The sequence below is a fragment of the Dietzia sp. IBK-p2-15D genome (genome assembly GCF_057773105.1).
In genome coordinates, this window is the sequence record NZ_JBYMTK010000001.1 from 237,246 (window position 1) to 258,060 (window position 20,815).

Annotated in this window: 21 protein-coding genes; 11 read left to right on the forward strand and 10 right to left on the reverse strand. The window is 68.3% G+C overall.

Features of this window, described 5'->3' with window-relative positions; translation table 11 throughout:
* Positions 1 to 234 precede the first annotated feature (234 nt).
* The 4 genes from AC3DEV_RS01080 to AC3DEV_RS01095 all read right to left on the reverse strand — a co-directional run bounded on the left by AC3DEV_RS01080 (position 235) and on the right by AC3DEV_RS01095 (position 3,316).
* On the reverse strand, positions 235 to 450 hold the full coding sequence (locus AC3DEV_RS01080; RefSeq protein WP_472981710.1) for a hypothetical protein: 216 nt from the start codon (positions 448 to 450) through the stop codon (positions 235 to 237).
* A gap of 286 nt (positions 451 to 736) precedes the next feature.
* Positions 737 to 1,702, reverse strand: coding sequence for an NADP-dependent oxidoreductase (locus AC3DEV_RS01085; RefSeq protein ID WP_488371024.1), 966 nt, complete (start codon positions 1,700 to 1,702; stop codon positions 737 to 739).
* A 216-nt stretch (positions 1,703 to 1,918) separates the two neighbouring features.
* Positions 1,919 to 2,476, reverse strand: coding sequence for a hypothetical protein (locus AC3DEV_RS01090; protein WP_488371025.1), 558 nt, complete (start codon positions 2,474 to 2,476; stop codon positions 1,919 to 1,921).
* 72 nt (positions 2,477 to 2,548) lie between these two features.
* On the reverse strand, positions 2,549 to 3,316 hold the full coding sequence (locus AC3DEV_RS01095) for a TSUP family transporter (RefSeq protein WP_488371026.1): 768 nt from the start codon (positions 3,314 to 3,316) through the stop codon (positions 2,549 to 2,551).
* 72 nt (positions 3,317 to 3,388) lie between these two features.
* Between AC3DEV_RS01095 and ku the strand changes: the two genes are divergently transcribed.
* The gene (ku, locus tag AC3DEV_RS01100; RefSeq protein WP_488371027.1) at positions 3,389 to 4,432 is read left to right on the forward strand and encodes a non-homologous end joining protein Ku; all 1,044 of its coding nucleotides are present in this window, start codon (positions 3,389 to 3,391) and stop codon (positions 4,430 to 4,432) included.
* Between the two features lie 20 nt (positions 4,433 to 4,452).
* Here the strand turns inward: ku and AC3DEV_RS01105 are convergent, their stop codons facing one another.
* Positions 4,453 to 4,830 carry a PH domain-containing protein gene (locus AC3DEV_RS01105; RefSeq protein WP_096906852.1) on the reverse strand — a complete coding sequence of 126 codons (378 nt, stop codon included), beginning with the start codon at positions 4,828 to 4,830 and terminating at the stop codon, positions 4,453 to 4,455.
* A 222-nt stretch (positions 4,831 to 5,052) separates the two neighbouring features.
* Between AC3DEV_RS01105 and AC3DEV_RS01110 the strand changes: the two genes are divergently transcribed.
* On the forward strand, positions 5,053 to 5,676 hold the full coding sequence (locus AC3DEV_RS01110) for an acyl-CoA dehydrogenase family protein (RefSeq protein ID WP_488371028.1): 624 nt from the start codon (positions 5,053 to 5,055) through the stop codon (positions 5,674 to 5,676).
* Between the two features lie 2 nt (positions 5,677 to 5,678).
* Here AC3DEV_RS01110 and AC3DEV_RS01115 read toward each other — a convergent pair whose 3' ends face one another.
* The 3 genes from AC3DEV_RS01115 to AC3DEV_RS01125 all read right to left on the reverse strand — a co-directional run bounded on the left by AC3DEV_RS01115 (position 5,679) and on the right by AC3DEV_RS01125 (position 8,678).
* Positions 5,679 to 6,563: an alpha/beta fold hydrolase gene (locus tag AC3DEV_RS01115; protein WP_488371029.1), complete on the reverse strand. Its 885-nt coding sequence runs from the start codon at positions 6,561 to 6,563 to the stop codon at positions 5,679 to 5,681.
* 369 nt (positions 6,564 to 6,932) lie between these two features.
* Complete coding sequence (locus AC3DEV_RS01120; protein ID WP_488371030.1) at positions 6,933 to 7,514, reverse strand: twin-arginine translocation signal domain-containing protein; 582 nt, start codon at positions 7,512 to 7,514, stop codon at positions 6,933 to 6,935.
* A gap of 534 nt (positions 7,515 to 8,048) precedes the next feature.
* Positions 8,049 to 8,678 carry a TetR/AcrR family transcriptional regulator gene (locus tag AC3DEV_RS01125; protein WP_407334922.1) on the reverse strand — a complete coding sequence of 210 codons (630 nt, stop codon included), beginning with the start codon at positions 8,676 to 8,678 and terminating at the stop codon, positions 8,049 to 8,051.
* Positions 8,679 to 8,802: 124 nt separating this feature from the next.
* Here AC3DEV_RS01125 and AC3DEV_RS01130 point away from each other — a divergent pair, with 124 nt between their 5' ends.
* Together AC3DEV_RS01130 and AC3DEV_RS01135 are read left to right on the forward strand one after the other, a co-directional pair.
* Positions 8,803 to 9,960, forward strand: a complete 1,158-nt coding sequence (locus AC3DEV_RS01130) for an acyl-CoA dehydrogenase family protein (protein WP_488371031.1) — start codon at positions 8,803 to 8,805, stop codon at positions 9,958 to 9,960.
* Positions 9,960 to 11,456: a long-chain-fatty-acid--CoA ligase gene (locus AC3DEV_RS01135; RefSeq protein ID WP_488371032.1), complete on the forward strand. Its 1,497-nt coding sequence runs from the start codon at positions 9,960 to 9,962 to the stop codon at positions 11,454 to 11,456. The genes AC3DEV_RS01130 and AC3DEV_RS01135 overlap by 1 nt, the downstream gene beginning before the upstream one ends.
* A 50-nt stretch (positions 11,457 to 11,506) precedes the next feature.
* Here the strand turns inward: AC3DEV_RS01135 and AC3DEV_RS01140 are convergent, their stop codons facing one another.
* The gene (locus AC3DEV_RS01140; protein ID WP_325768947.1) at positions 11,507 to 12,757 is read right to left on the reverse strand and encodes an RsbRD N-terminal domain-containing protein; all 1,251 of its coding nucleotides are present in this window, start codon (positions 12,755 to 12,757) and stop codon (positions 11,507 to 11,509) included.
* A gap of 199 nt (positions 12,758 to 12,956) precedes the next feature.
* Here AC3DEV_RS01140 and AC3DEV_RS01145 point away from each other — a divergent pair, with 199 nt between their 5' ends.
* The 6 genes from AC3DEV_RS01145 (at position 12,957) to AC3DEV_RS01170 (ending at position 18,831) form a co-directional block, all read left to right on the forward strand.
* On the forward strand, positions 12,957 to 13,808 hold the full coding sequence (locus tag AC3DEV_RS01145) for an ABC transporter ATP-binding protein (RefSeq protein WP_488371033.1): 852 nt from the start codon (positions 12,957 to 12,959) through the stop codon (positions 13,806 to 13,808).
* Positions 13,809 to 13,811: 3 nt separating this feature from the next.
* On the forward strand, positions 13,812 to 14,516 hold the full coding sequence (locus tag AC3DEV_RS01150; protein WP_325768952.1) for an ABC transporter ATP-binding protein: 705 nt from the start codon (positions 13,812 to 13,814) through the stop codon (positions 14,514 to 14,516).
* A gap of 41 nt (positions 14,517 to 14,557) precedes the next feature.
* Entirely contained in the window at positions 14,558 to 15,436 is an 879-nt protein-coding gene (locus AC3DEV_RS01155) for a branched-chain amino acid ABC transporter permease (RefSeq protein ID WP_325768953.1), read from the forward strand.
* Between the two features lie 3 nt (positions 15,437 to 15,439).
* Positions 15,440 to 16,531 (forward strand): branched-chain amino acid ABC transporter permease, encoded by a 1,092-nt coding sequence (locus tag AC3DEV_RS01160; protein WP_488371034.1) that lies wholly within the window; start codon positions 15,440 to 15,442, stop codon positions 16,529 to 16,531.
* Positions 16,532 to 16,637: 106 nt separating this feature from the next.
* Positions 16,638 to 17,966 (forward strand): ABC transporter substrate-binding protein, encoded by a 1,329-nt coding sequence (locus tag AC3DEV_RS01165; RefSeq protein WP_325768957.1) that lies wholly within the window; start codon positions 16,638 to 16,640, stop codon positions 17,964 to 17,966.
* Positions 17,967 to 18,147: 181 nt separating this feature from the next.
* Positions 18,148 to 18,831, forward strand: coding sequence for a TetR/AcrR family transcriptional regulator (locus AC3DEV_RS01170; RefSeq protein ID WP_488371035.1), 684 nt, complete (start codon positions 18,148 to 18,150; stop codon positions 18,829 to 18,831).
* Between the two features lie 10 nt (positions 18,832 to 18,841).
* Here the strand turns inward: AC3DEV_RS01170 and AC3DEV_RS01175 are convergent, their stop codons facing one another.
* Complete coding sequence (locus AC3DEV_RS01175; RefSeq protein WP_325768960.1) at positions 18,842 to 19,618, reverse strand: glucose 1-dehydrogenase; 777 nt, start codon at positions 19,616 to 19,618, stop codon at positions 18,842 to 18,844.
* A 190-nt stretch (positions 19,619 to 19,808) separates the two neighbouring features.
* On the opposite strand from AC3DEV_RS01175, the gene AC3DEV_RS01180 reads away from it, so the two are divergent.
* Complete coding sequence (locus tag AC3DEV_RS01180) at positions 19,809 to 20,810, forward strand: NADP-dependent oxidoreductase (RefSeq protein ID WP_472981762.1); 1,002 nt, start codon at positions 19,809 to 19,811, stop codon at positions 20,808 to 20,810.
* The last annotated feature ends 5 nt before the right edge of the window (positions 20,811 to 20,815 follow it).

Here is a 20,815-nt window from a genome sequence, read left to right on the forward strand (position 1 = left end):
CTGATCTCACCTGCCCGCCCTCGACCGCACCACCGGAGACCCGCCCACCGGCAGCGCCAGCCGGCACGCTCGCCCGCCCACACGCGAAATCAACCCCGCGGTCGCACAGCAGCAGCAGTCCTCACGGTCCGTGAATCACTGGGGTTAGTAGGGCGCGCGGGACGACGACAAGATATGTCCACCCCGCGAGCGCCGCAGTCTCCATAGGTTCCGGATTTTCACATTCCGGTCAGGTCAGGCGTGGCTACTGATGAGTGTGTCCATCGACTGCCCCAAGTGCCTCGACCACAGGCCGAACGCCGCGCTGGTCATGGCCGCGGCCGCGTAGAGGGCGGACGTCAGCCCGTGCTCGCCGATCACGGTGCGCATGCCGGAGGAGGCGTCGCAGTCGAGCAGGACCGCATCGCACAGGTCTGCCATGCCCTCCGGGGGCGTCAGGAACGCCGGCACTGTCGCGGACCTTGGCGATGACGGCAGCGGGCAGCTCCGGCGCAACCGACTGGGCGAGTTGAGCGAAGCGGGAGGTCACGGTCAGGGCCTCGAGGTCGGCCACGGTCGCGGTTCGCATATCGACTCCCTCGCGGACCAGGAGCGGCGCGACACGCTCGAACTATGCGCGCTGTTCCCAGGAAACCATGGCTCCATTGTGTCCCCTCAAGATGAACATCCGCGCGGCGCGGTGCATATCACTGATTCGCGAGGCGACATCGATCCGCGAGGCAACGTGCCCCCACCATCACCGCGTGAAGTCGATAACCAACCGCCCCCGAGTCCCGCCGGCTTCGAGCCGCTCGTGCGCCCGCCACGCGTCCTCGGGCGCGTAGCTGTCCGCAACACGGAGGGTGACCACGCCGTCTTCCGCCAACTGCCGCAGCTCGTCGAGCTTGCCCTGCTCCTTGGCCATATCCGCCACGCTCACGGCGTGGACCTTGAGGTCGCGGCTGCCGTCGCCCTGGTACCACCGCACCGTCGCGACCCCGCCGCCGGTCTTGACCGCGGGGAGCACGGCGGCGTCCTGCACGGCTCCGTCGAAGAGCCCATCGACGCCGTCGGGGTAGAGCTCGAGGATGCGGTCGGCGACGCCGTCGCCCCGCCGGACGATCTGATCGGCGCCGAGGGACCGGACCAGCTCCTCGTCCGCCTCAGATGAGTCGGCTACAACCACCAGCCCGGCATGCTTGGCCAGCTGCACCACATATCCACCGGTCGATCCGGCCGCGCCGGTGACTGCCAGCACCTCACCGGGCTTCAACCCCAGCAGGTCGAGAGCGCGCCGAGCGGTGAGCCCGTTCATCGGGAGCGTCGACGCGGCGACGTCGTCGGCATCGCGGGGCGCGGCGGCGATCGACTGCGCAGGCAGGACGATGTCCTCGCGATACGCACCGTGCTCGTCGCGGGGAACCACGATCCCCATGACCCGGTCGCCGACCGACAGGGAGGTCTGCGCGTTCTCGCCGATCTCGACGAGGGTTCCCGCGATGTCCATTCCCGGGACGTCTGCAGCTCCACGCGGGGTTCCGGTCTTCGAACGAGAACCGTTGCGCGTGTAGGTGTCGGTGGGGTTAATGGTTGCGGCCGTGACGCGCACGCGGACGTCGGTCGGCCCGAGCTCCTGGGTGGGGACATCGACGACCTGCAGGGCGTCTGGGCCCCCGTAGGTCGTCACTCCGACGGCGCGGACGGTGCTGGTTGAGACGGTCATTGTTCCTCTTTCCCGCGGTCCCCGTGAGTCCGGACGGCTCCGCTGGATTGGTGGTACGAGTGACTGCTTCCCCGCCGAGTAACCACGCGCCCATCTAGAACATTCCGGCCGGGCCCCCGGTCCCTCGCCCCAGGAGGGTGAGAGCCCCGAGGGTGACGACGACGACGGCAACCCGTCGCGCGACCGTCGCGGACACCCGCGTGGCCACCCCGCCGCTCAGGCGTGGCTACTGATGAGGTCGTCCATCGACCGCCCCGATTGCTTCGACCACAGGGTGAACGCCGCGCTGGTCATGGCCGCGGCCGCGTAGAGGGCGGACGCCAGCCCGTGTTCGCCGATCACGGTGCGCATGCCGGAGGTTGCGTCGCAGTCGAGCAGGACCGCATCGCACAGGCCTGCCATGCCGTCCGGGGCGTCGGGAAGCCGTGCGCTGTCGCGGACCGTGGCGATGACGGCGGCGGGCAGCTCCGGCGCCACCGACTGAGCGAGCTGCGCGAAGCGGGAGGCCACGGTCAGGGCGTCGGGGATCGGCGGGGGAGAGGCCTCGGCGGTCAACTCCAGGGCTTCGAGGAGCTCGCCGGCGGCAGAGGTGTCGCCCCGTTCGTGGGCGTAGAGAACGGCCCGGACCTGCTCGACGGCGGCCTTGTGGCGCTGCTGCGCGCGTTCCATGCCGGCCTGGAGGTCGGCGACGGTCGCGGTCTGTACGTCGACGCCCTCTCGGACCAGGAGCGGGGCGAATCGTTCGAACTGTGCGCGCTGTTCCGGGGATGCCATGGCCCCATTGTGTCCCCTCGGCGCGAACAGGCCCGCGGCGCGTCGGCCGTCACGGCGAGGTCGGCCCACCGTTCAGAGGACCCCGGCCAACCCCCCGATCCCTCGCCCGAGGAGGGTGAGAGCCCCGAGGGTGACGACGACGACGGCGACCCGTCGCCCCACCATCGCGGACACTCGCGTGGCCACCATGCCGCCCAGGAGAATGCCGACCGGAACCATCGCCACGACGAGCCCGATCACGCCGATCGGCGGCAGTCCGGAGATCGGCGCGGCGCCGAGGCCGACCTTGGTGATGACGGACGTCGCGCCCATGGTGAAGAAGATTGGCTGCAGGGTGGCGGCGAAGGACCGCTGGTTCCACCCCGTCGCCTGCGCGTAGACCAGCATCGCGGGCGCGGCCACGCCCACCGCGGTGTTGAGGAATCCTCCGGCCGTCCCGGCGACTGCGGCCGGCCACCGACCGCCCACCGGCGGGATGCGCACGAGAGCGGTGAAGACGAGCGTGCCCAGCAGAGCGGCGCCGATCACCACCTCGAGCCAGCTGCGGTCGGCAGCGCCCACGAGGAGCGCGCCGGGCACGGACCCCACGACGATCAGCGGCGCCAGGTGGAGGTAGCGGCGCCAGTCGATGTCGCGCCACAGCGTGATCGCGATGAGGGCCGCGGAGACGGTGGTCGTGATGTTGGTCAGCAGCACTCCGGCGACGGGCCCCAGCAGCAGCGCCAACGTCGGCGAGACCACGAGCCCGACGCCCATCCCGCTGACCCGCTGCAGGACCGTGCCGAGGATGACGGACGCCGCCGCGACCAGCAGGAGGAGAGGACCGACGTCGGCGGGCATGCACCACAGCATTCCAGGTGCGCCTGCCTGCGACCGGCGGCGCCACACGCCCCGATATCGCATACTCATCCCATGCGATCCATCTGGAAGGGCGAGGTCTCCTTTGGTCTGGTGAACGTGCCGGTCAAGGTGTATTCGGCGACGGAGGACCACGACTTGCACGCGCGGCAGGTCGATAAGAAGGACGGCGTGCGCATCCGCTACAAGAAGGTGCGGGACGACAACGGTGAGGAGGTCGAGTTCTCCGACATCGCCAAGGCGTACGAGTCGGAGGACGGCGAGATGGTCATCCTCACCAAGGAGGATCTGGCGAGTCTGCCGGTGGAGCAGTCCCACGAGATCGAGGTGACCGAGTTCGTCCCGGCCGACCAGGTCGATCCGGTGGCCTTCGACAACGCCTACTTCCTCGAGCCGGCGTCGCGGTCGAACCGGGCGTACGTGCTGATGCGCGAGGCGCTCGAGTCGACGGACCGGTTGGCGATCTGCACGTTCACCCTGCGAAACCGGACCCGCCTGTGCGCGCTGCGGGTGTACAAGGATGTGCTGATGTTGCAGACGTTGCTGTGGCCGGATGAGATCCGCCCGGCGATCCTGGAGGGCCTGGACAAGGAGGCGAAGGTCCGGCCGCAGGAGGTCAAGATGGCGGCCTCGCTGATCGAGACGATGGCGGCGGACTTTGAGCCGGAGAAGTACGAGGACGACTACCAGACTCAGCTCAAGGAGCTCATCGAGGCCAAGGCGGCCGGGGGAGAGGCGTTCACGGTCGAGGAGCGTGAGGAGGCGAGCGACGACGACGGTGACGACGAGGTCGCCGACCTGCTTGCCGCCCTGCGGGCGAGTGTGAAGGATCGCGGCGGCGACGCAGACGACAGCGACAACGAAGACGACGACGACGAGGACTCCGGCTCCGGGAAGAAGTCGTCGGCCAAGAAGCGCAGCTCGAGCTCGGCAAGGAAGACCCCGGCCAAGAAGACGGCGGCGAAGAAGGCTCCCGCCAAGAAGGCAGCGGCAAAGAAGGAGCCGGCGAAGAAGGAGCCGGCCAAGAAATCAACTGCGAAAAAGTCGACCGCCAAGAAGAGCACGGCGCGGAAGACCCCGCCCAAGAAGTCGGCCTAGCTGCAAGGTCTTGCGATGGGCTACCCATTCAGTACGACGTGCGCGATGAGGTGGTCGAGCTTCCGGATGTCGACGCCCCGGTTCAGGTTGATCTTGATGTGGCCAGCCCGTGTCCACAGTTCGAGTTCGGAGTTAAAGTCGAGCATTCGCCCCGCGTTCTCGGACGACCACATGTTGATCGCGTTGTACGGCAAGGAGTAGATCTCGACCTTCTTGCCTGTCAGGCCCTGCGCGTCCCGCACGATGAGGCGCTTGGTGGTGAAGATCGCCGAGTCACGGAATGTCTTGTACGCGGCGATCGGCTGCTCACCTTGAACGAGCAGAGGCCCGATATCTTCTGGAATCGGGCACTCTGCGACGAAGGTCCAGGCGGCGATATTGGCGACAGCAGAGGTCACGGTAGGTCCGTTCTGTTCTAGGTGGGATCGTGCGCAAGAGATCAACCTCCTCGCGATAGTAGGCACGGAACCGGGTTATCCGAGGGGCTATTCGCGGGACTCGACCGGGATAAGCCGCCTGGGATTGACAGCGTCGTAGATCGCGCGTTGAAGGGAGGGCGTAGCTGAATTGGAAGGCGTCATGGCCATGGGGCCTCGACGATCCGCCCGAGGGTCTCGTTCATGATCTACGGCCTCGATGAGAACGAGCTCGCCCTTGTCGAGGGCTCGGCGCCCGGCGTGCGGCGGACGGTCGGCGAGCAACTGGACGGCACCCGCCAGCTCGCGACCGTCGAGTTGGACGGGGTGACGGCGCGCCGTATCTCGGGGCCGGATGTCGCGTCTCGTCTCGAGGGGGTGCGCTCGCGCATCCTCATCGCGCCGGCCGCGGAGCAGGTGGGCCTCGCGCGGAGGTGCCTGGAGATGGCGGTGGAGTACGCGGGGACGCGTCAGCAGTTCGGGCGGACGATCGGCTCCTTCCAGGGCATCAAGCACAAGCTCGTGGACCTGCTCGTCGCGATCGAGCTGGCCGAGGCCACCGTGCTGGACGCCTCGGGTGGCGCCGAGCAGGGTTCTGACGGGCCGAGCGCCGCGGAGGTGGCCGACCTCGCCGCGGCGTCCCGGGTGTTGGCCTCGCGGGCGGCGATGACGGCGGCGGAGGAGGCGATCCAGGTGCACGGGGGGATCGGGTTCACCTGGGAGCATCCGCTGCACCACTACTTCCGGCGGGCGAAGGCCGATCAGCTGCTGTTCGGCGACGAGTACGCGTACGTCCAGGCGATCGGGGAGTCACTCACTGCCCGGTGACGTCAGCTCCACTTCTCGACGAATGCCAGGGTCGCGGTGTTGGCGGTATCGGGATCTGATGCCGTGAGGAAGTGCTGGCCACCGTCGACGATCTGCAGTTCGGCGGAGGGGGAGTTGGTGAAGCGCGTGATGCCGTCCTCGGCGTTGGCCACGGAGTACACCTGATCGGCCGTGCCCTGGAGCCACAGCGCCGGGCAGGTGACGCCGTCGAGCCGGGCCTCGAGGCCGTCGCGGTCGCGGAGGTTGATGCTGGCGGTGCGCAGGCGATGCCGGCCCTCGTCGCCGCGATAGTTGGTGCGGTAGGTGTCGAGCCAGAACTGCTTCTCCGCGTCGGAGATGTTCTCGCCGAGGCCGGCGGCGAGAACGCCCAGGACGAAGTCGTCGTCGACCACCCAGTCGTCGCCGACGGGCGCTGCGAGTGCGTCGATCGCCGGGCTGCAGAAGTCGGAGCCGTCCCAGCAGCCGCGCTCCATGCTGGCCTGGCTCTCGTAGTCCATCGAGGTCCCGACCACGACGATGCCGCGGATCGCGTCGGGGTCGAGCAACGCCATCCGGGTGACGATCCACCCGCCCTGCGAGGTTCCCAGCGCGAATGCCGTGTCGATACCCAACGCGTCGAGCACCTGCAGGTTGGCGATCGCGCTGTCCCAGTAGGTGAAGTGCCGGTACCGCGAGCGGGTGGCGCCGTGCCCGTACGGCTCGATCGCCAGCAGGTTCATCCGGGAACTGAGCGCCTCGTCAGCGAACTGCGGACGGTACAGCTCCACGGACGTGGTGAACGAGTTGGCCATCACCAGGGTGGGCAGTGAGGGGTCGTAGTCGCGGCCGAACTTGTAGCCGACGGTCGAGCCGCCCAAGTGCGGGATGTCGATGGTCTGCGTGGTCATGGCGGTCCTTCGTGAGGGGAATACGGAGGTGTTGGTTGACAATAGGACGCGATCGACTCGCGCTGCTGATGAATCAACAGGTTGGCCGGGCCTGCCTGTGCGCGCTGCGGGAGGCGGAGGCCCGCACTGACGGGCCTTGATTCGTTAGGCATGCATACAAACTTGACAGTTGTGTAGTAGCCACTCTGCGGATAATGTCGCTGGCAGTCGGTGGCGTAGCCTTATCCCCCCTCGAGGTGTCGCCGGCTCCGCAACGATGCGGACTACGCTGACCGCGTTTGGTCGCGATCCTTCATCGTGCGCGACAGAGTCGCCGGCGGCTGCGGGCTCCCCCTCCGTGGCCCCGGCGACTTAATCGTCTTGAGCTCATTAGTCCCTCGGTGCCGATCCGGTGGCTTTTGAGCGGTACATCTGGGCCGAGTCGACGTTCGGGAGGATGTGTTCGAAGTGGCTGCGCTTGGGCGTGACCGCCATGCCGCCGTTGACCAGCGAGCCGCCGCCCACACCGCGGCCCTGGTAGACCTTGACCCCCGAGAACTTCTCGGCGTCGAGGGCCCCGACGTAGCGCTCCACCTTCTTGTCGATCCCGAAGCCCATGAAGTTGCTTACCGGCTGGCTGGTGGTGTCCGCGAGCCAGGTGGAGCGCTTGTCCGGATTGAGCATCCCCGAGAAGATCTTGCCGTCCGGGCCCGGCGTGTCCCAGCTGCGGCCCATCTCCACGATGTGGGTCGCGATCCCCGCCTGCGTCAGGCGCAGCGCCGCCACGGCGCCGCCGTAGCCGCTGCCGATCACCAGGGCGGGGAGACGGTCGTCGTCGGCCAGCGCGCGGTGGGGGAGCGGGGCGGCGGACGAGGACGACGACAACACCAGCGATGCAGCTGCTGCAGCGCCGGTGGCCAGCCCGGTACTCGCCAGGAAGCGACGACGGGACAGCGAGAGATTCGAGGGCATGGGACTCCTGAGGCTTCTAGGGGACGGTTCGGCGGTGTGCCGGGCGCCGGGAGGCGCGCCCGAAGATGTATACGGGTTGAGAGGATGGTTACTGGTTGGTATCGGATGAAAGTTCGTTGTTGCGGTTGGGGATCGAGCCGGGATTGTTTTCGCAGCTAAAGGGTGTGCGAACTTCAGTTCTCGCGGCACTGCCGGGGTGGACGGTCGGCCTGATGGGGCGGTTAGCGTGATAAGTCCAAGCTCATAAGCCTTGCCCGGTGGCTGCGGAACGGTTCGAGTGGCGGCGGGCCCTCGTCGTCGTCGCCGATTCCCAGAGCGCACCGGGGGAGCGCCCCAACTTCCGCCGCCGGAGCGCGGCGGCACGATCACCAGCCCAGCCCCGACGGGCGCTTCGTGGTGTGCTTCGACCCGGTGAGGCATCCGTTCTGTCTGCGTGAGGAGTGAGGCCGGGGCGCGCCCTCTCGATCGAGAGCCTCGTCATCCGTTCCTGGGGTCAGAGCCTCACTCCGACCCGAGGCGATCGGGCCCCCGGCGTCACGACACGGCTACGTGCTCGAACCGTTCGCGCAGGCCGACGACGAAGTTGTCGAGTGCGAACTCGAAACTGTCGTGGTCGATCTGTGCGGCACGGTCGGCGAGCTTGTGCGCCGATTCCAGGTGCGGGTAGCGGTCGGCGTACACCTGCGGGTCGGCGGCGAAGCCCAATGCGAACGACCCCATCGCTGCACCGAACACCAGGTACCTGCCCGCAGCACCGATCATGGTCGCTTCCCGAGGCGGCCAGCCGTTCTCGACCAACCCGCCGTGCACCGCCTCCGCCCGCTGCAACGAGTCCGCCCGGCGCCCCGGTGACGGAGAGATCACCGACACCAGCCGCGGATGAGCGGCGAGCGCCGCGCGCAACGAGCGCGTCCACGACCGGAGGCCGGCCTCCCATCCCAGGTCGAACCCGGAGGTATCGACGTCGGCGAGCACCTCGGCCGCGACCGCGTCGAGCAACTCGTCTTTGGTCGCGTAGTGGAAGTACAACGAGGCCGGCGTGACGTCGAGCGCGGCAGCCAACCGGCGCATGCTCATGCCCTCGAGCCCCTCGGCGTCGACGAGGGCGAGCGCGGCCGCGCGGATACGTGGCTGGTCGAGTTTCGCCACGTGCGGTCGGCCCATCACCCTCTCCTTCGCATTTTTCTCGGTGACCCAGAGCACATTACTGTACCGTCGGCCTTAATCGAACGCCGTTTGGTTTGTGCGCCCGCCCCTCCGCACGGCGCGGGCAGGAAGAGAGGAATCTATGCTCCGGACCGTTTTCGACGACGATCACGAGTCGTTCCGCCAGACCCTCCGAGGCTTCATCGAGGCCGAGGTCGTCCCGAACTTCCAGGAGTGGTTCGACGCCGGCATCGTGCCGCGCGAGTTCTACTACAAGCTGGCCGACCTGGGACTGTTCGGCATCAACGTGCCCGAGGAGTACGGCGGCGCCGGGCTCGAGTCGCACAAGTTCGAGGCCATCCAGTACGAGGAGACCATGCGTGCCGGCGTCTCGTTCGGTGGCTCCGGTGTGCACGTGCTGCTCGCGCTGCCCTACCTCAAGATGTTCGCGACCGACGAGCAGAAGCAGCGCTACCTGCCGAAGTTCGTCGCCGGCGAGGCGATGTGGGCCCTGGCCATGACCGAGCCGGGTACCGGCTCGGACCTGGCGGGCATGAAGACCTCCGCAAAGCTCTCCGAGGACGGCTCGCACTACGTCCTCAACGGCGCGAAGACCTTCATCACCGGCGGCGTCCACGCCGACCGCGTCATCGTCTGTGCCCGCACCGCGCCGCCCCGCGAGGACGACCGTCGCTTCGGCATCTCGTTGCTCGCCGTAGACACGAAGCTCGAGGGCTACGCAGTGGGCCGCAAGCTCGACAAGGTGGGGCTGCGCACCTCGGACACGGCCGAGCTGTCCTTCACCGACGTCAAGGTCCCCATCGAGGACCTGCTCGGTGAGGAGAACCAGGGCTTCTCCTACCTGGGGCAGAACCTGCCGTCCGAGCGTTGGGGCATCGCCTACGGTGCGTACGCCCAGGCCGCGGCCGCCGTGCGCTTCGCCAAGGAGTACACGCAGCAGCGCACGGTCTTCGGTAAGGAGGTGGCCTCGTTCCAGAACACCAAGTTCGAGCTCGCCGCCTGCCAGGCGAAGGTCGACGCCGCCCAGGCCGTCGCCGACCGGGCGCTCGAGGCGCTGGACGCCGGAGAGCTGACGGCCGCCGAGGCGGCTTCGGCAAAGCTGTTCTGCACCGAGGTGGCGGGCGAGGTGATCGACCGGTGCCTGCAGCTGCACGGGGGCTACGGATTCATGAACGAGTACCCGATCGCGCGCCTGTATTCGGACAACCGCGTCAACCGCATCTACGGCGGCACCAGCGAGGTCATGAAGACCATCATCGCCAAGAACATGGGGCTGTGATGACGGCGCTCTCCCTAGTTTCCGTCCTCGCCGAACCGGCCCGTCGCCGACCCGACCATGTCGCGCTCGTCGAGGGGCACACCCGGGTCACGTACGCGGAGCTGTGGCATGACGCACGAGGCGTTGCGGCGGCCCTCGCGGACCGGGGCGTACGTCCCGGTGACCGCGTGGCGCTGCTCGCCCCGAACGTGGTCGGCTTCGTGCGGACCTACTTCGGGATCCTGGCCGCCGGCGCGGTCGTGGTGCCGGTGCCGACGCTCCTCACGGAAGGCGAAGCCGCCCACCTGGTGCGCGACTCCGGCGCCGACGTGGTGGTCTACCACGCAGCACTCGCCGCCACCGCGGCCGGCGTCGCCCGGGCGAGCGGTGCTACGGCGTACGACGTCGACGAGCTCCACGGGGACAGCGAGCCGTTGCCGACCTTCGTCACGCGGCAGGCCGAGGATCTCGCCGTCATCTTCTACACCAGCGGAACCACGGGGGCGCCGAAGGGCGCCATGCTCACCCACCTCAACCTGGTGATGAACGCGACCAGCAACGCCTTCGACGGCAACGGGCTGTCGCCGGACGACGTCGTCATGGGAGTGCTGCCGCTGTTCCACATCTTCGGGCAGAGCGCCGTGATGGGCGCGACCTTCCGCGTCGGCGGGACGCTGGTCCTCCAGCCGCGCTTCGACGCTGCCGCGGCGCTGGAGATCATGGTGCGCGAGCGGGTGACCCGTTTCCTCGGCGTCCCGACGATGTTCATCCAACTGCTCCGCGCTGTCGACGGAACCACCGAGCTGCCGCGGCTGAGGTCGTGTACCTCCGGCGGCGCCGCGATGCCGGTGGCCGTTCTGGAGCAGGTCGAGAAGGTCTTCGACACCCCCGTCTACGAGGGCTACGGGCTCTCGGAGACCTCCCCGACCTGTGCGTTGAACCAGGATATCTTCGGTACCCGGCCGGGCACGGTGGGGCACGCGATCTGGGGGGTCGAGGTCGAGATCACCGATCCGACCGACCCTGATCGGATCGAGCCGTTGCCGCCCGGAGAGCTCGGTGAGATCGTCGTCCGCGGGCACAACGTCTTCGCCGGCTATCTCGACCGGCCCGACGCCACCGCCGAGGTCATGGTCGACGGCTGGTTCCGCACCGGCGACATCGGCACTAAGGACCGCGAGGGTTTCATCACCGTGGTCGACCGGAGCAAGGATCTCATCATCCGTAGCGGGTTCAACGTGTACCCGCGCGAGGTCGAGGAGGTGCTCGCCCGTCATCCCGGTGTCGACCAGGTCGCCGTCATCGGTATCCCCGATCCCGAGCGGGGCGAGGAGGTCTGCGCCGCCGTCGTCCCGAAGCCCGGGAGCGACGTCGACTCCGACCAGTTCGTCGCCTGGGCCAGGGAACACCTGGCCCACCACAAGTACCCCCGGGTGGTCCATTTCCTCCCGGAACTCCCGATGGGGCCCTCCCAGAAGATCCTCAAGCGGGAGCTGCGGACCCGGCTCGCCCACTGACCTCGTGGTGCGCTGCCGGTGAACCGGGATCGCCGGCAGCGCGCCGGGCGTCAGGCCACACCCCTGCCGGAGGCCACGGCGAGGTCATGGGCGATGATCGCGAGCTCGAGCATCAGTCTGCCGCGCGGCTCCTGCAGGTCGCAGCCGGTCAGCCCCACCAGCTGACGGCTGCGATACATCACGGTGTTGCGGTGGCAGAACAGCTCCCCGGCCGCGGACGTGGCCGAGCCGCCGTGGCGCAACAACGCCCGGAGGGTCTCCAGCAGTGTCGTGCGCTGGTGGTCCGGCAACGCCAGTACTGGTCCGAGCACCTGTTCCTCGATCATCGCCCCGACCTCGGGGCTCGTCTCGAGCAATAGCTCCGGCAGCCGGGCCGAGGCCCACACGAGACGCTGCTCGCCCGCCGGGAGCGTGGCCGCCGCGCGCGCCGCGAGCCGGAACGCGGCGGCGGTCCCCGCCATACCGTGGCGCGCCAGGGCCACGCCGACCCGGCCCGCGACCGCCGGGCGGAGCACATCGGTCAGCCACGCCTCGTCGACGCCCTGGAGAGTGACCACGCCGTAGAGGGCGCCGTCGCGCACGCCCCACCGGGAGGTCCCGCCCATCCGCTCGACGCGGTCCTCGGGGTGGCGCAGGGGTTCGCTGTGCGTGTCCTCCAGGATCGCGACGACGCACGCGAGGGGGACGTTGGGGCGGATGCCCAGTATCTCCTCGGCCTGCGTGGCGAACTCCGGACTCGAGGCCCGGCCCTCGAGCAGGCCGGCGAGGTAGTTCTCCTGCCGACGCAGGTCCCGCAGCTCCTGCCTGGCCACCTCACGGCGGTAGGCCTCGCTCATCACCTCGCTCTGGATCCCGAGGTCCCTCCACAGCCGGCGGCCCGCGGCCAACAGCTCCTCGGTGGAGACGTCGGCCCGACCCTCCCGCACACGCTCGGTCATGGCCTCCCACAGGGACAGGTTCCCGGTGGTGTACGCGGACAGCACCGCCTCCAGGGGGACGCCCTGGCGCGCCCGCTCGATGCCCGTCGCCCGCCACACATCGACCACCCTGACCTCGCGGCCCGCGTCGTCGACCTGGCCACCGAGCCGCTTCAGTCCCCGCCTGACGTGCTCGCGGATGCTACGCCGCAGCACGGCCTGCAACTCCGGGGTCGACCAGCCGGAGCCCGCATCCTTGGCGACCATCGTGGCGGAGATCTCGTCCGCGATGCGGTCGGCATCCTCCAACATCTCGGCCCATGCCGCCTTGAGTCGGTCCTCCTGTCCCGACTCGGCGAAAGCACCCGTCGTCATCCCGTCCATTTCCTCAGGATGTCACGTGGCGCACAGGAGAGGCCGCTTTCAGGGCCGCTGGCACCCCGGGTGCTCAAACATTGTTGTGCACGGGGCCCATAGTGTCGGTGTGATCTGCGGCACATACTGGGGTGCGGCGGCCCTCTCGCTGTCGAGAACGAGAGCTCGGACGGGCCCCCGACGAAGCACGAACGACCAGGAGTGCCGATTGAACACCGCCAGGATCGCCGAACCGGACCTGCCCCGGACCGCAGCCCACGACCCGCTGTTCAGCATGAGCGACATCGACGTGCGCTTCGGCGGGATCCGCGCCCTCAGCGGCGTGTCCCTCGACGTGCGACCCCGGACAGTGCAGGGCGTCATCGGTCCCAACGGCGCCGGCAAGACCACCTTGTTCAACGTCGCCTGCGGCTTCATCCAGCCACAGGAGGGGTCGCTGTCCTGGAAGGGGGAGCGGCTCGCCCGCCTCCGCCCACATCAATTGGCAGGGCTCGGCATCTCCCGCACACTGCAGGGCCTGGGCCTGTTCGAGAACATCTCCGTACTCGAGAACGTCATGGTCGGGCTGGACCGGCACGCCCGGTCCGGGTTCTTCGCGGGGCTGCTCGGCGTCGGCCGCAGCAGCCGCGAGGAACTGGCCCTGCGCGAACGGGCCATGAGCATTCTCGAGGAACTGGGGATCGACGCCCACGCCGACCGGCTCCCGTCGTCGCTTCCCTATGCCATCTGTAAGCGCGTCGCGCTGGCCCGCGCGGTCGCGGTCGAACCGGAGTTGCTGCTACTCGACGAACCCGCCTCCGGGTTATCCAACGCTGAGATGGACGAGCTGGGCGACCTCATCCGCGCACTCAGCGACCGGATGGCCGTGATGCTCGTCGAGCACCACATGGACCTCGTGATGGCCGTGTGCGACGAGATCGTCGTGCTCGACTTCGGCCGCCGGATCGCCCGCGGCACCCCGGCGGAGGTCCAGAACGACCCGGCCGTCGTCGCCGCCTACCTGGGCGAGACGGTCGGGGACGAGGACGCCGCCGGATCCTCCCCAGAGGACGGTGAGTGAGCAGTGCTGACCATCGAGGACCTCACAGTCGACTACGGCCCCGCGACCGCGCTGCGGGATGTCGGCTTCACTGCCGAGAGCGGCCGGATCACCGCCGTGCTCGGCGCCAACGGCGCCGGCAAGACGACGCTTCTGCGCACCATATCCGGGCTCGTGCGCGCCCGATCCGGACGGATCACCCTGGACGGAGAGGACATCACGAGGCTTCCGGTCGAGGCCATGCCCCCGCGTGGGCTCTCACAGGTCCCCGAGGGCCGCGGCGTCATCACGGAGCTGACCGTCGATGAAAACCTCCGGCTCGGCGGGATGGGACGCGCTGACCGGTCGAAGCCCGCGGACATCGAGCGCATCTACCGGATGTTCCCCGTGCTGAGCGACCGCAGAGACGCCCAGGCGCTCGTCCTGTCCGGAGGCGAGCGTCAGATGCTCGTCATCGGGCGCGCCCTGATGGCCACCCCGAAGATGCTCCTGCTCGACGAACCATCGCTCGGGCTCGCGCCGCGCATCGTCGCCCAGATCTTTGCGACCCTGCGCCGGTTGTCCGTCGAGGAGGGGCTCACCGTCCTGCTGGTCGAGCAGAACGCCCGCTCCGCGCTGTCCATCGCCGACCACGGGGTGGTCCTCAACCTCGGCTCCGTCGTGGTTCAGGACGACGCCTCCGCCCTCGCCGCCGACAGCACGCTCCGCCACGCCTACCTCGGTTTCTGACCGAGCGTGCCGGAAGCGACCATGAAAGACAGGAGCCTCACGTGCATCAGTTCGTGAACATCGTGCTGAACGGATTGTCGCTCGGGATGATCTACGCGGCCTTCGCGCTCGCGCTGGTCCTCATCTACCGCGCGACCCGGATCATCAACTTCGCCCAGGCCCCCATGGCCATGGTCTCCACCTTCATCGCCCTGACCGTAATCGAGGCGGGGGGCTCCTACTGGCTGGCCCTGGCGGTGGCCCTGGTCTCCGGCTTCGTGCTGGGTGCCGTCGTGGAGCGCGTGATCGTGCGTCCGGTGGAGGGCAAGTCCCCCATCAACGCCGTCATCCTCACCCTCGGCCTCTTCACCGCACTGCATGCTCTCGCGGCCATCGTCTTCGGGTCGGACTTCCGCTCCTTCCCCGCACCCTTCGGGATGCGGGGCTTCCAGATAGGGGAGCAGACCTTCGCGCTGACCGGCTTCGGGATCTTCACGATCATCTCCGTGCTCACCGTCATGGCTGTGCTCCTGTTCCTCTTCCAGCGCACCACGCTCGGTCTGAGGATGCGCGCCTCCGCCTTCAACCAGGAGGTCGCCCGGCTGCTGGGAGTGCGGGTCGGGCGGATGCTCACTCTCGGTTGGGCACTGGCCGGCGCGGTCGGCGCGCTCTCGGGAGTGCTCATCGCGGGCGGCAACTTCATCCACCCCGCCTATATGGACGCCGTCGTCGTCTACGGCTTCGCCGCCGCCGTGATCGGCGGACTCGACAGCCCCGTCGGCTCCGTGGTCGGCGGTCTCGCCCTGGGCATCGTGTTCAGCATCGTGGCCGGCTACGTGGGCAGTCAGCTGCTCCCGCTCACCGCCTTCGCGGTCCTCATCGTCGTCCTGCTGCTCAAGCCGGACGGCATCTTCTCCCGCACCGCCACGAGGAGGGTCTGACACATGTTGAAAGCCCGTACCCCCGCCCTCACGCCCGTCCTAGGCCGCGCCCGGCATCGGCTGCGCGCCTCCCCCTTGCTGCGGCATCTGCTGCTGGCCCTCGTCGGGCTGCTCCTGGTGGTCCTCGTGATCGAGTCCGTCAGCTCATTCCGACAGGTTCAGCTGGCCACCATGGCCTATACCGGAATCGCGGCCGGCGGGCTGAGCCTGCTCCTCGGACTGTCCGGGCAGCTCTCCCTCGGCCACGGCGCATTCATGGCGATCGGGGCGTACACCACTGCTCTGCTCCTCCAGGACGCCGACCGGGCGCTGCCGCTGCCGCTGGTGCTCCTCATCGCAGCCGCTGTCACGATCGCCGTGGGCGCGGTGATCGGCGTGGCCGCCGCCCGGTTGCACGGTCCGTACGTCGCCGGCGTGACGCTGGCCCTGGCGGTCGCCGTGCCGGGCATCGCCCTCTACTTCTCTGAAAGTCTCGGTGGCGACCAAGGCCTCAACGTCCGAGTTCCGGACGTACCGGTCTGGTTCGACAGCGTCATGTTCTTCATCACGGGTCAGGAGATCACAGCCTCCAAGTACGTCGCCTATGTCGGCTGGTTCGCGCTCATCGGGGTGTTCTTCCTGCTGGCCAATCTGGCCGCCAGCCGGACCGGTCGGCGGTGGCGGGCCGGCCGTGACGACGGCGTGGCCGCCGAACTCGCCGGGATCAACGTCGGTCGGGATCGGGTGATCGCCTTCGTGGTCTCGACCGGGTGCGCGGGCCTGGCGGGCGGTGTCATGGCTCTGGTGGTCCGGCTCACGGCACCCGCCGGGTTCGGCCTCACCCTCTCGCTCGCCCTCCTGGCCGGCGTGGTCATCGGGGGGTTGGGCTCGCTCACCGGCGCGCTCGTCGGCGCCGCCATTCTGACGTTCCTGCCCCAGCTGACCACCAACGCAGGCCTCGGTCTCGGACTGTCCGCCCTGCAGGCGGCGGAACTGGCCACTCTCGCCTACGGCCTGACCCTCATGATCGTGATCCTCCTCGCGCCGCGCGGGATCGTCGGGTCGATCCGTGCCCGCCTGCGGGCGGGGCGAGAACGCCGCGCAGCCGCCCGCTGATCCCGGACCTGACCCCGTGATCGCGACATCGTCCGATGACACCGTCCGATGACACCGTCCAACTCGAACACCTCTTCCGAACCCTCACACAAGGAGCACAAGTCCGATGAAACGTAAGTATCGACTCGTCACCACCGTGACGAGCCTCGTCCTGACCGCAGGCATGGTCACCGCGTGCGGGGCCGGTGGGCGTTCCGCCGACGGTGCCGGCGACGGCGCGACCGCCGAGACCGGGATCACCGAGGAGTCTGTCAAGATCGGCGGACACTTCCCCCTCACCGGCGTGGCCGCACCCGGCTACAGCGAGATCCCCGTCGGAGCGACCGCGTACTTCGACTACGTCAACGCCAACGGCGGCGTCCACGGTCGGCAGATCGACTACCTCTACCGGGACGATGCCTACAATCCGACCAACACCAGCTCGGTCGTCAACGAGCTCGTCCTCCAGGACGAGGTCTTCGCCATGGTCGGTGGCGTCGGGACCGCGACGCACGGCGCCGTGGTCGACTTCCTCAACGACGAGGAGGTGCCCGATCTCTTCGTCTCCTCGGGCTCCCTGCAGTGGGGCGACCAACCCGAGGACCGCCCCTGGACGTTCGGCTGGCAACCCGACTATGAGGTCGAGGCGAAGATCGCGGCCCAATGGATCAAGGAGAACCACCCGGACGCCCGCGTGGGCATGCTCGTCCAGGACGACGACATGGGTCGCGACGGTGAGGCCGGAGTCCGGCGGCTCATCGACGACCAGATCGTCGCGGTCGAGCGCTACACCTCGGGCAACACCGACATCGTGCCCCAGATGACCAACTTGAAGGCCTCCGGGGCGGACTTCGTCATCGGATTCACCGTGCCGGCCTACTCCGCCCTCAGTCAGCTCGCGGCTCAGCGTCTCAATTACGACCCCGACTGGTTCTACGCGTCCATCGGTGGCGATACCCAGCTCGTGGGCCAGCTGCTGTCCGAGTTCTCCGAGGGCGCGGTCCAGGACGGCTCGACCATGCTCGACGGCGCCTACACTGCCGACTACCTCCCGACGACCGAAGAGCCGGACAACGAGTGGACCCAGTTGTGGCAGGACGTGTGGGCGGAGCACGGCGAGGGCGAACTGACGAACTACCACATCTACGGGATGTCCTACGCCTACACCTTCGTTCAGGCACTTGAGGCCGCCGGCCCGGATCCCACCCGACAGGGCATCGTCGACGTGCTGGAGGAGCGCGGCAGCGAGTTCGAGGGCCCGCAGCTCGCACCGTTCCGCTACTCCGAGGACTCCCACCTGGGCATCTCGGGCGTGGCGATCTCGGTGGTCCGCGGTGAATTCGCAGAGCCCATCACACCCACCTACATCACGGACATCGGCGACGCCCCGATCGAGGAGGTGGACACGCCACAGGCCCCGCCGCCGGCCAACGGCATCCCCGGAGCCGCAGAGTAAGACCGAGGTCCGCGGCATCCATCCACCTGTCGCTACCGGTCCGGTCCGCCGAGCGCGCCGGGCCGGTAGCCCAGGGCACCCCCTCATCGCCCGGTGAACCCGGCCAGCTCCTCAAGCGTGACCGTGGCGATGCCGTCGGTCTGCCCACGCCGTCATGGTCGGCCGGTACTAGGGTGTGACCATGCTCGACGACGACAACGCCGAGTTTGCGGTTCCCGGGCTGGTGGATAGCGAGAAGCTCGGACACCAGCCGCAGACGGCTCGCGGTAAACGGACGAGGGACCGTCTCATTTCGGGTGCCCGTACCGTGTTCGAACGCGACGGCTTCGTGGAGTCCAGGCTCGTCGACATCGTCACCGAGGCACAGTGCTCGATCGGCAGCTTCTACACGTGGTTCGACAGTAAAGAAGAGATCTTTGCCGCCGTCCTGCACGAAGCGCAGAACGATATGCTCCACCCGGGTACCGGGAGGATCGAGGAGACCGACGACCCGGTCGCGATCATCCTCGCCAGCAACAGGGCGTACTTCGAGGCGTATAAGCGGAACGCCAAGCTCAACCAGCTGCTCCAGCAGGTCGCCGCGGTGGACCCGCGCTTCCGTGCGATGCGCAAAGCGCGCACCGATGCGTTCGTGTCGAGGAATGCGAGGGCGATCGCCGATCTGCAGAGGCGCGGTCTGGCAGACCTCAAGGTCGATTCGAGGCTCGCCGCCATCTCGCTGTCCGCCATGGTGGGTCGGCTCGCGAGCGAAGCCTTCGTCTTCGGTACCGATCACGATATCGGTGTGTTGGTCGAGACCGCGACGCGATTGTGGACCAACGCGCTGGGCCTCACCACTCCCGAGCTCGCCAGGCAGCCGGAATGAGCGTCGCGTCCTAGCGGGTGATGTTGACCCCGCCGTCGACCACCAGGGTGCTACCGACGACATAGTCGCCGGCATCGGAGGCGAGATAGATCGCCGCGCCCGCCATGTCCTCGGGTTTGCCGATGCGGCCGGAGGGGATACCGGTCCTCACCTCGTCGGCGTTGTCCCGGGCGTTCTTGTTCATCTCCGATGCAAACGCGCCGGGCGAGATCGCGCTGACGATGATCCCCTCGGGCGCGAGTCTGACGGCCATACGCTTGGTCAGATGGATGACCCCGGCCTTGCTCGCCTGGTAGGAGTACGTTTCCCAGGGGTTGAGGGACATCCCGTCGATCGAGGCGATGTTGATGACCTTCGCTAGGTGGCCCCCTCGGCGGTGTGCCTCGAGAAGCAGGTCGTGTGCCTTCTGCGTGAGAAAGAAGGGCGCCTTGACGTTGACGTTCATGACCTTGTCCCACCCGGACTCGGGGAACTCGTCGAACGGCGCACCCCACGCCGCCCCGGCGTTGTTGACCAGGATGTCGAGATGGTCTTCGTGTGATCGGAACGCGGAGAGCAGTTCCTCCATTCCGTCGAGGGTGGAGACGTCGGCCGGGAGGGCGACGCAGGTCCCGAACTCCGACAGTTCGCGCGCGGCGGTCTCCGCGGCCTCGGCCTTCCGCGCTGAGATGTAGACCCGTGCGCCCTGTCCGAGCAATCCCTCGGCGATCATGCGACCGATCCCCCGGGAGCCGCCGGTCACCAGCGCGACGCGGCCTTCGAGCGAGAACAGGGCTTTCGGATCCATAACCGTCCTTGGGGTCGGGGTTGGGGTCGGGGTGGCAACCGGCTCGACAGACGCGGCGCCGCGCAACACTCCGGACGCTAGCGGAACCTGAAGTCGGATTCAACAATAATGTGAATCCGGGTTCGGGTCCTTTGTTAGCGTCCGTGGAGACAGTCGTCAGAGTCATTTCCCCGGAGCGCCAGGAGTTGCCATGCCCACGTACTCGAAGGAAGTCCGACTAGCGCAGCGCCCGGAGGGCTATCCGGATAGGAGCACCTGGGACGTCGCCGAGGTAGAGGTGCCCGAGCCCGGACCGGGCGAGTTCGTCGTTCGTGTCGAGCTCATCTCGCTCGATCCGGCGATGCGGGGCTGGCTCAACGATGTTCGTTCGTACGTGCCGCCGGTCGGGATCGGTGAGGTGATGCGCGCTCTCGCCGCCGGAACGGTGACCGCCTCGAAGCACGACGGCTACGCGGTGGGCGACGTCGTCAGCGGCACGTTCGGCGTGTGCGAGTACGCCGTGTCCGACGGGGCCGGGGTGTCGCGGCTCGATCTCGACCGCGCGCCCATGGAGACGTGGCTCGGTGCGCTCGGGATGCCCGGGATGACGGCGTACTTCGGGCTCACCGACGTCGGTGCCGTCGCACCCGGTGACACCGTGTTGGTGTCCGCCGCCGCCGGTGCGGTCGGAAGCATCGTGGCGCAGCTCGCCAAGGCCAGGGGGTGTCGGGTCATCGGCGTGGCCGGTGGACAGGAGAAGGCGGAATGGCTGCGTGGTCTCGGCCTCGATGCGGTCATCGACCGCCGCGAGGGAGATCTGCTCAAGCAGGTACGGACAGCGGCTCCCGATGGCGTGGACATCTACTTCGACAATGTGGGCGGAGAACTCCTCGACGCCGCGCTGGCGAACCTCGCCCGCGGTGCGCGCGTGGTCGTGTGCGGCGCGGTTTCCGCGTACAACGAGGAGTCCCTGCCCGAAGGTCCGCGGCGCTATATGTCGCTCCTGGTCTTCCGGGCGCGGATGGAGGGCTTCGTGGTCTTCGATTACCGGGACCGCTACGGGGAAGCCGTCGACGCGATCGCCGGACTCATCGACGAGGGCCGGTTGGTCGCCACCGAAACCGTTCTCGACGGGGGTGTCGAGGCCTTTCCCGAGGCACTGCTCGGCCTGTTCGAGGGCGTCAACACCGGCAAGCTCCTGCTCAAGGTCTGAGCCGG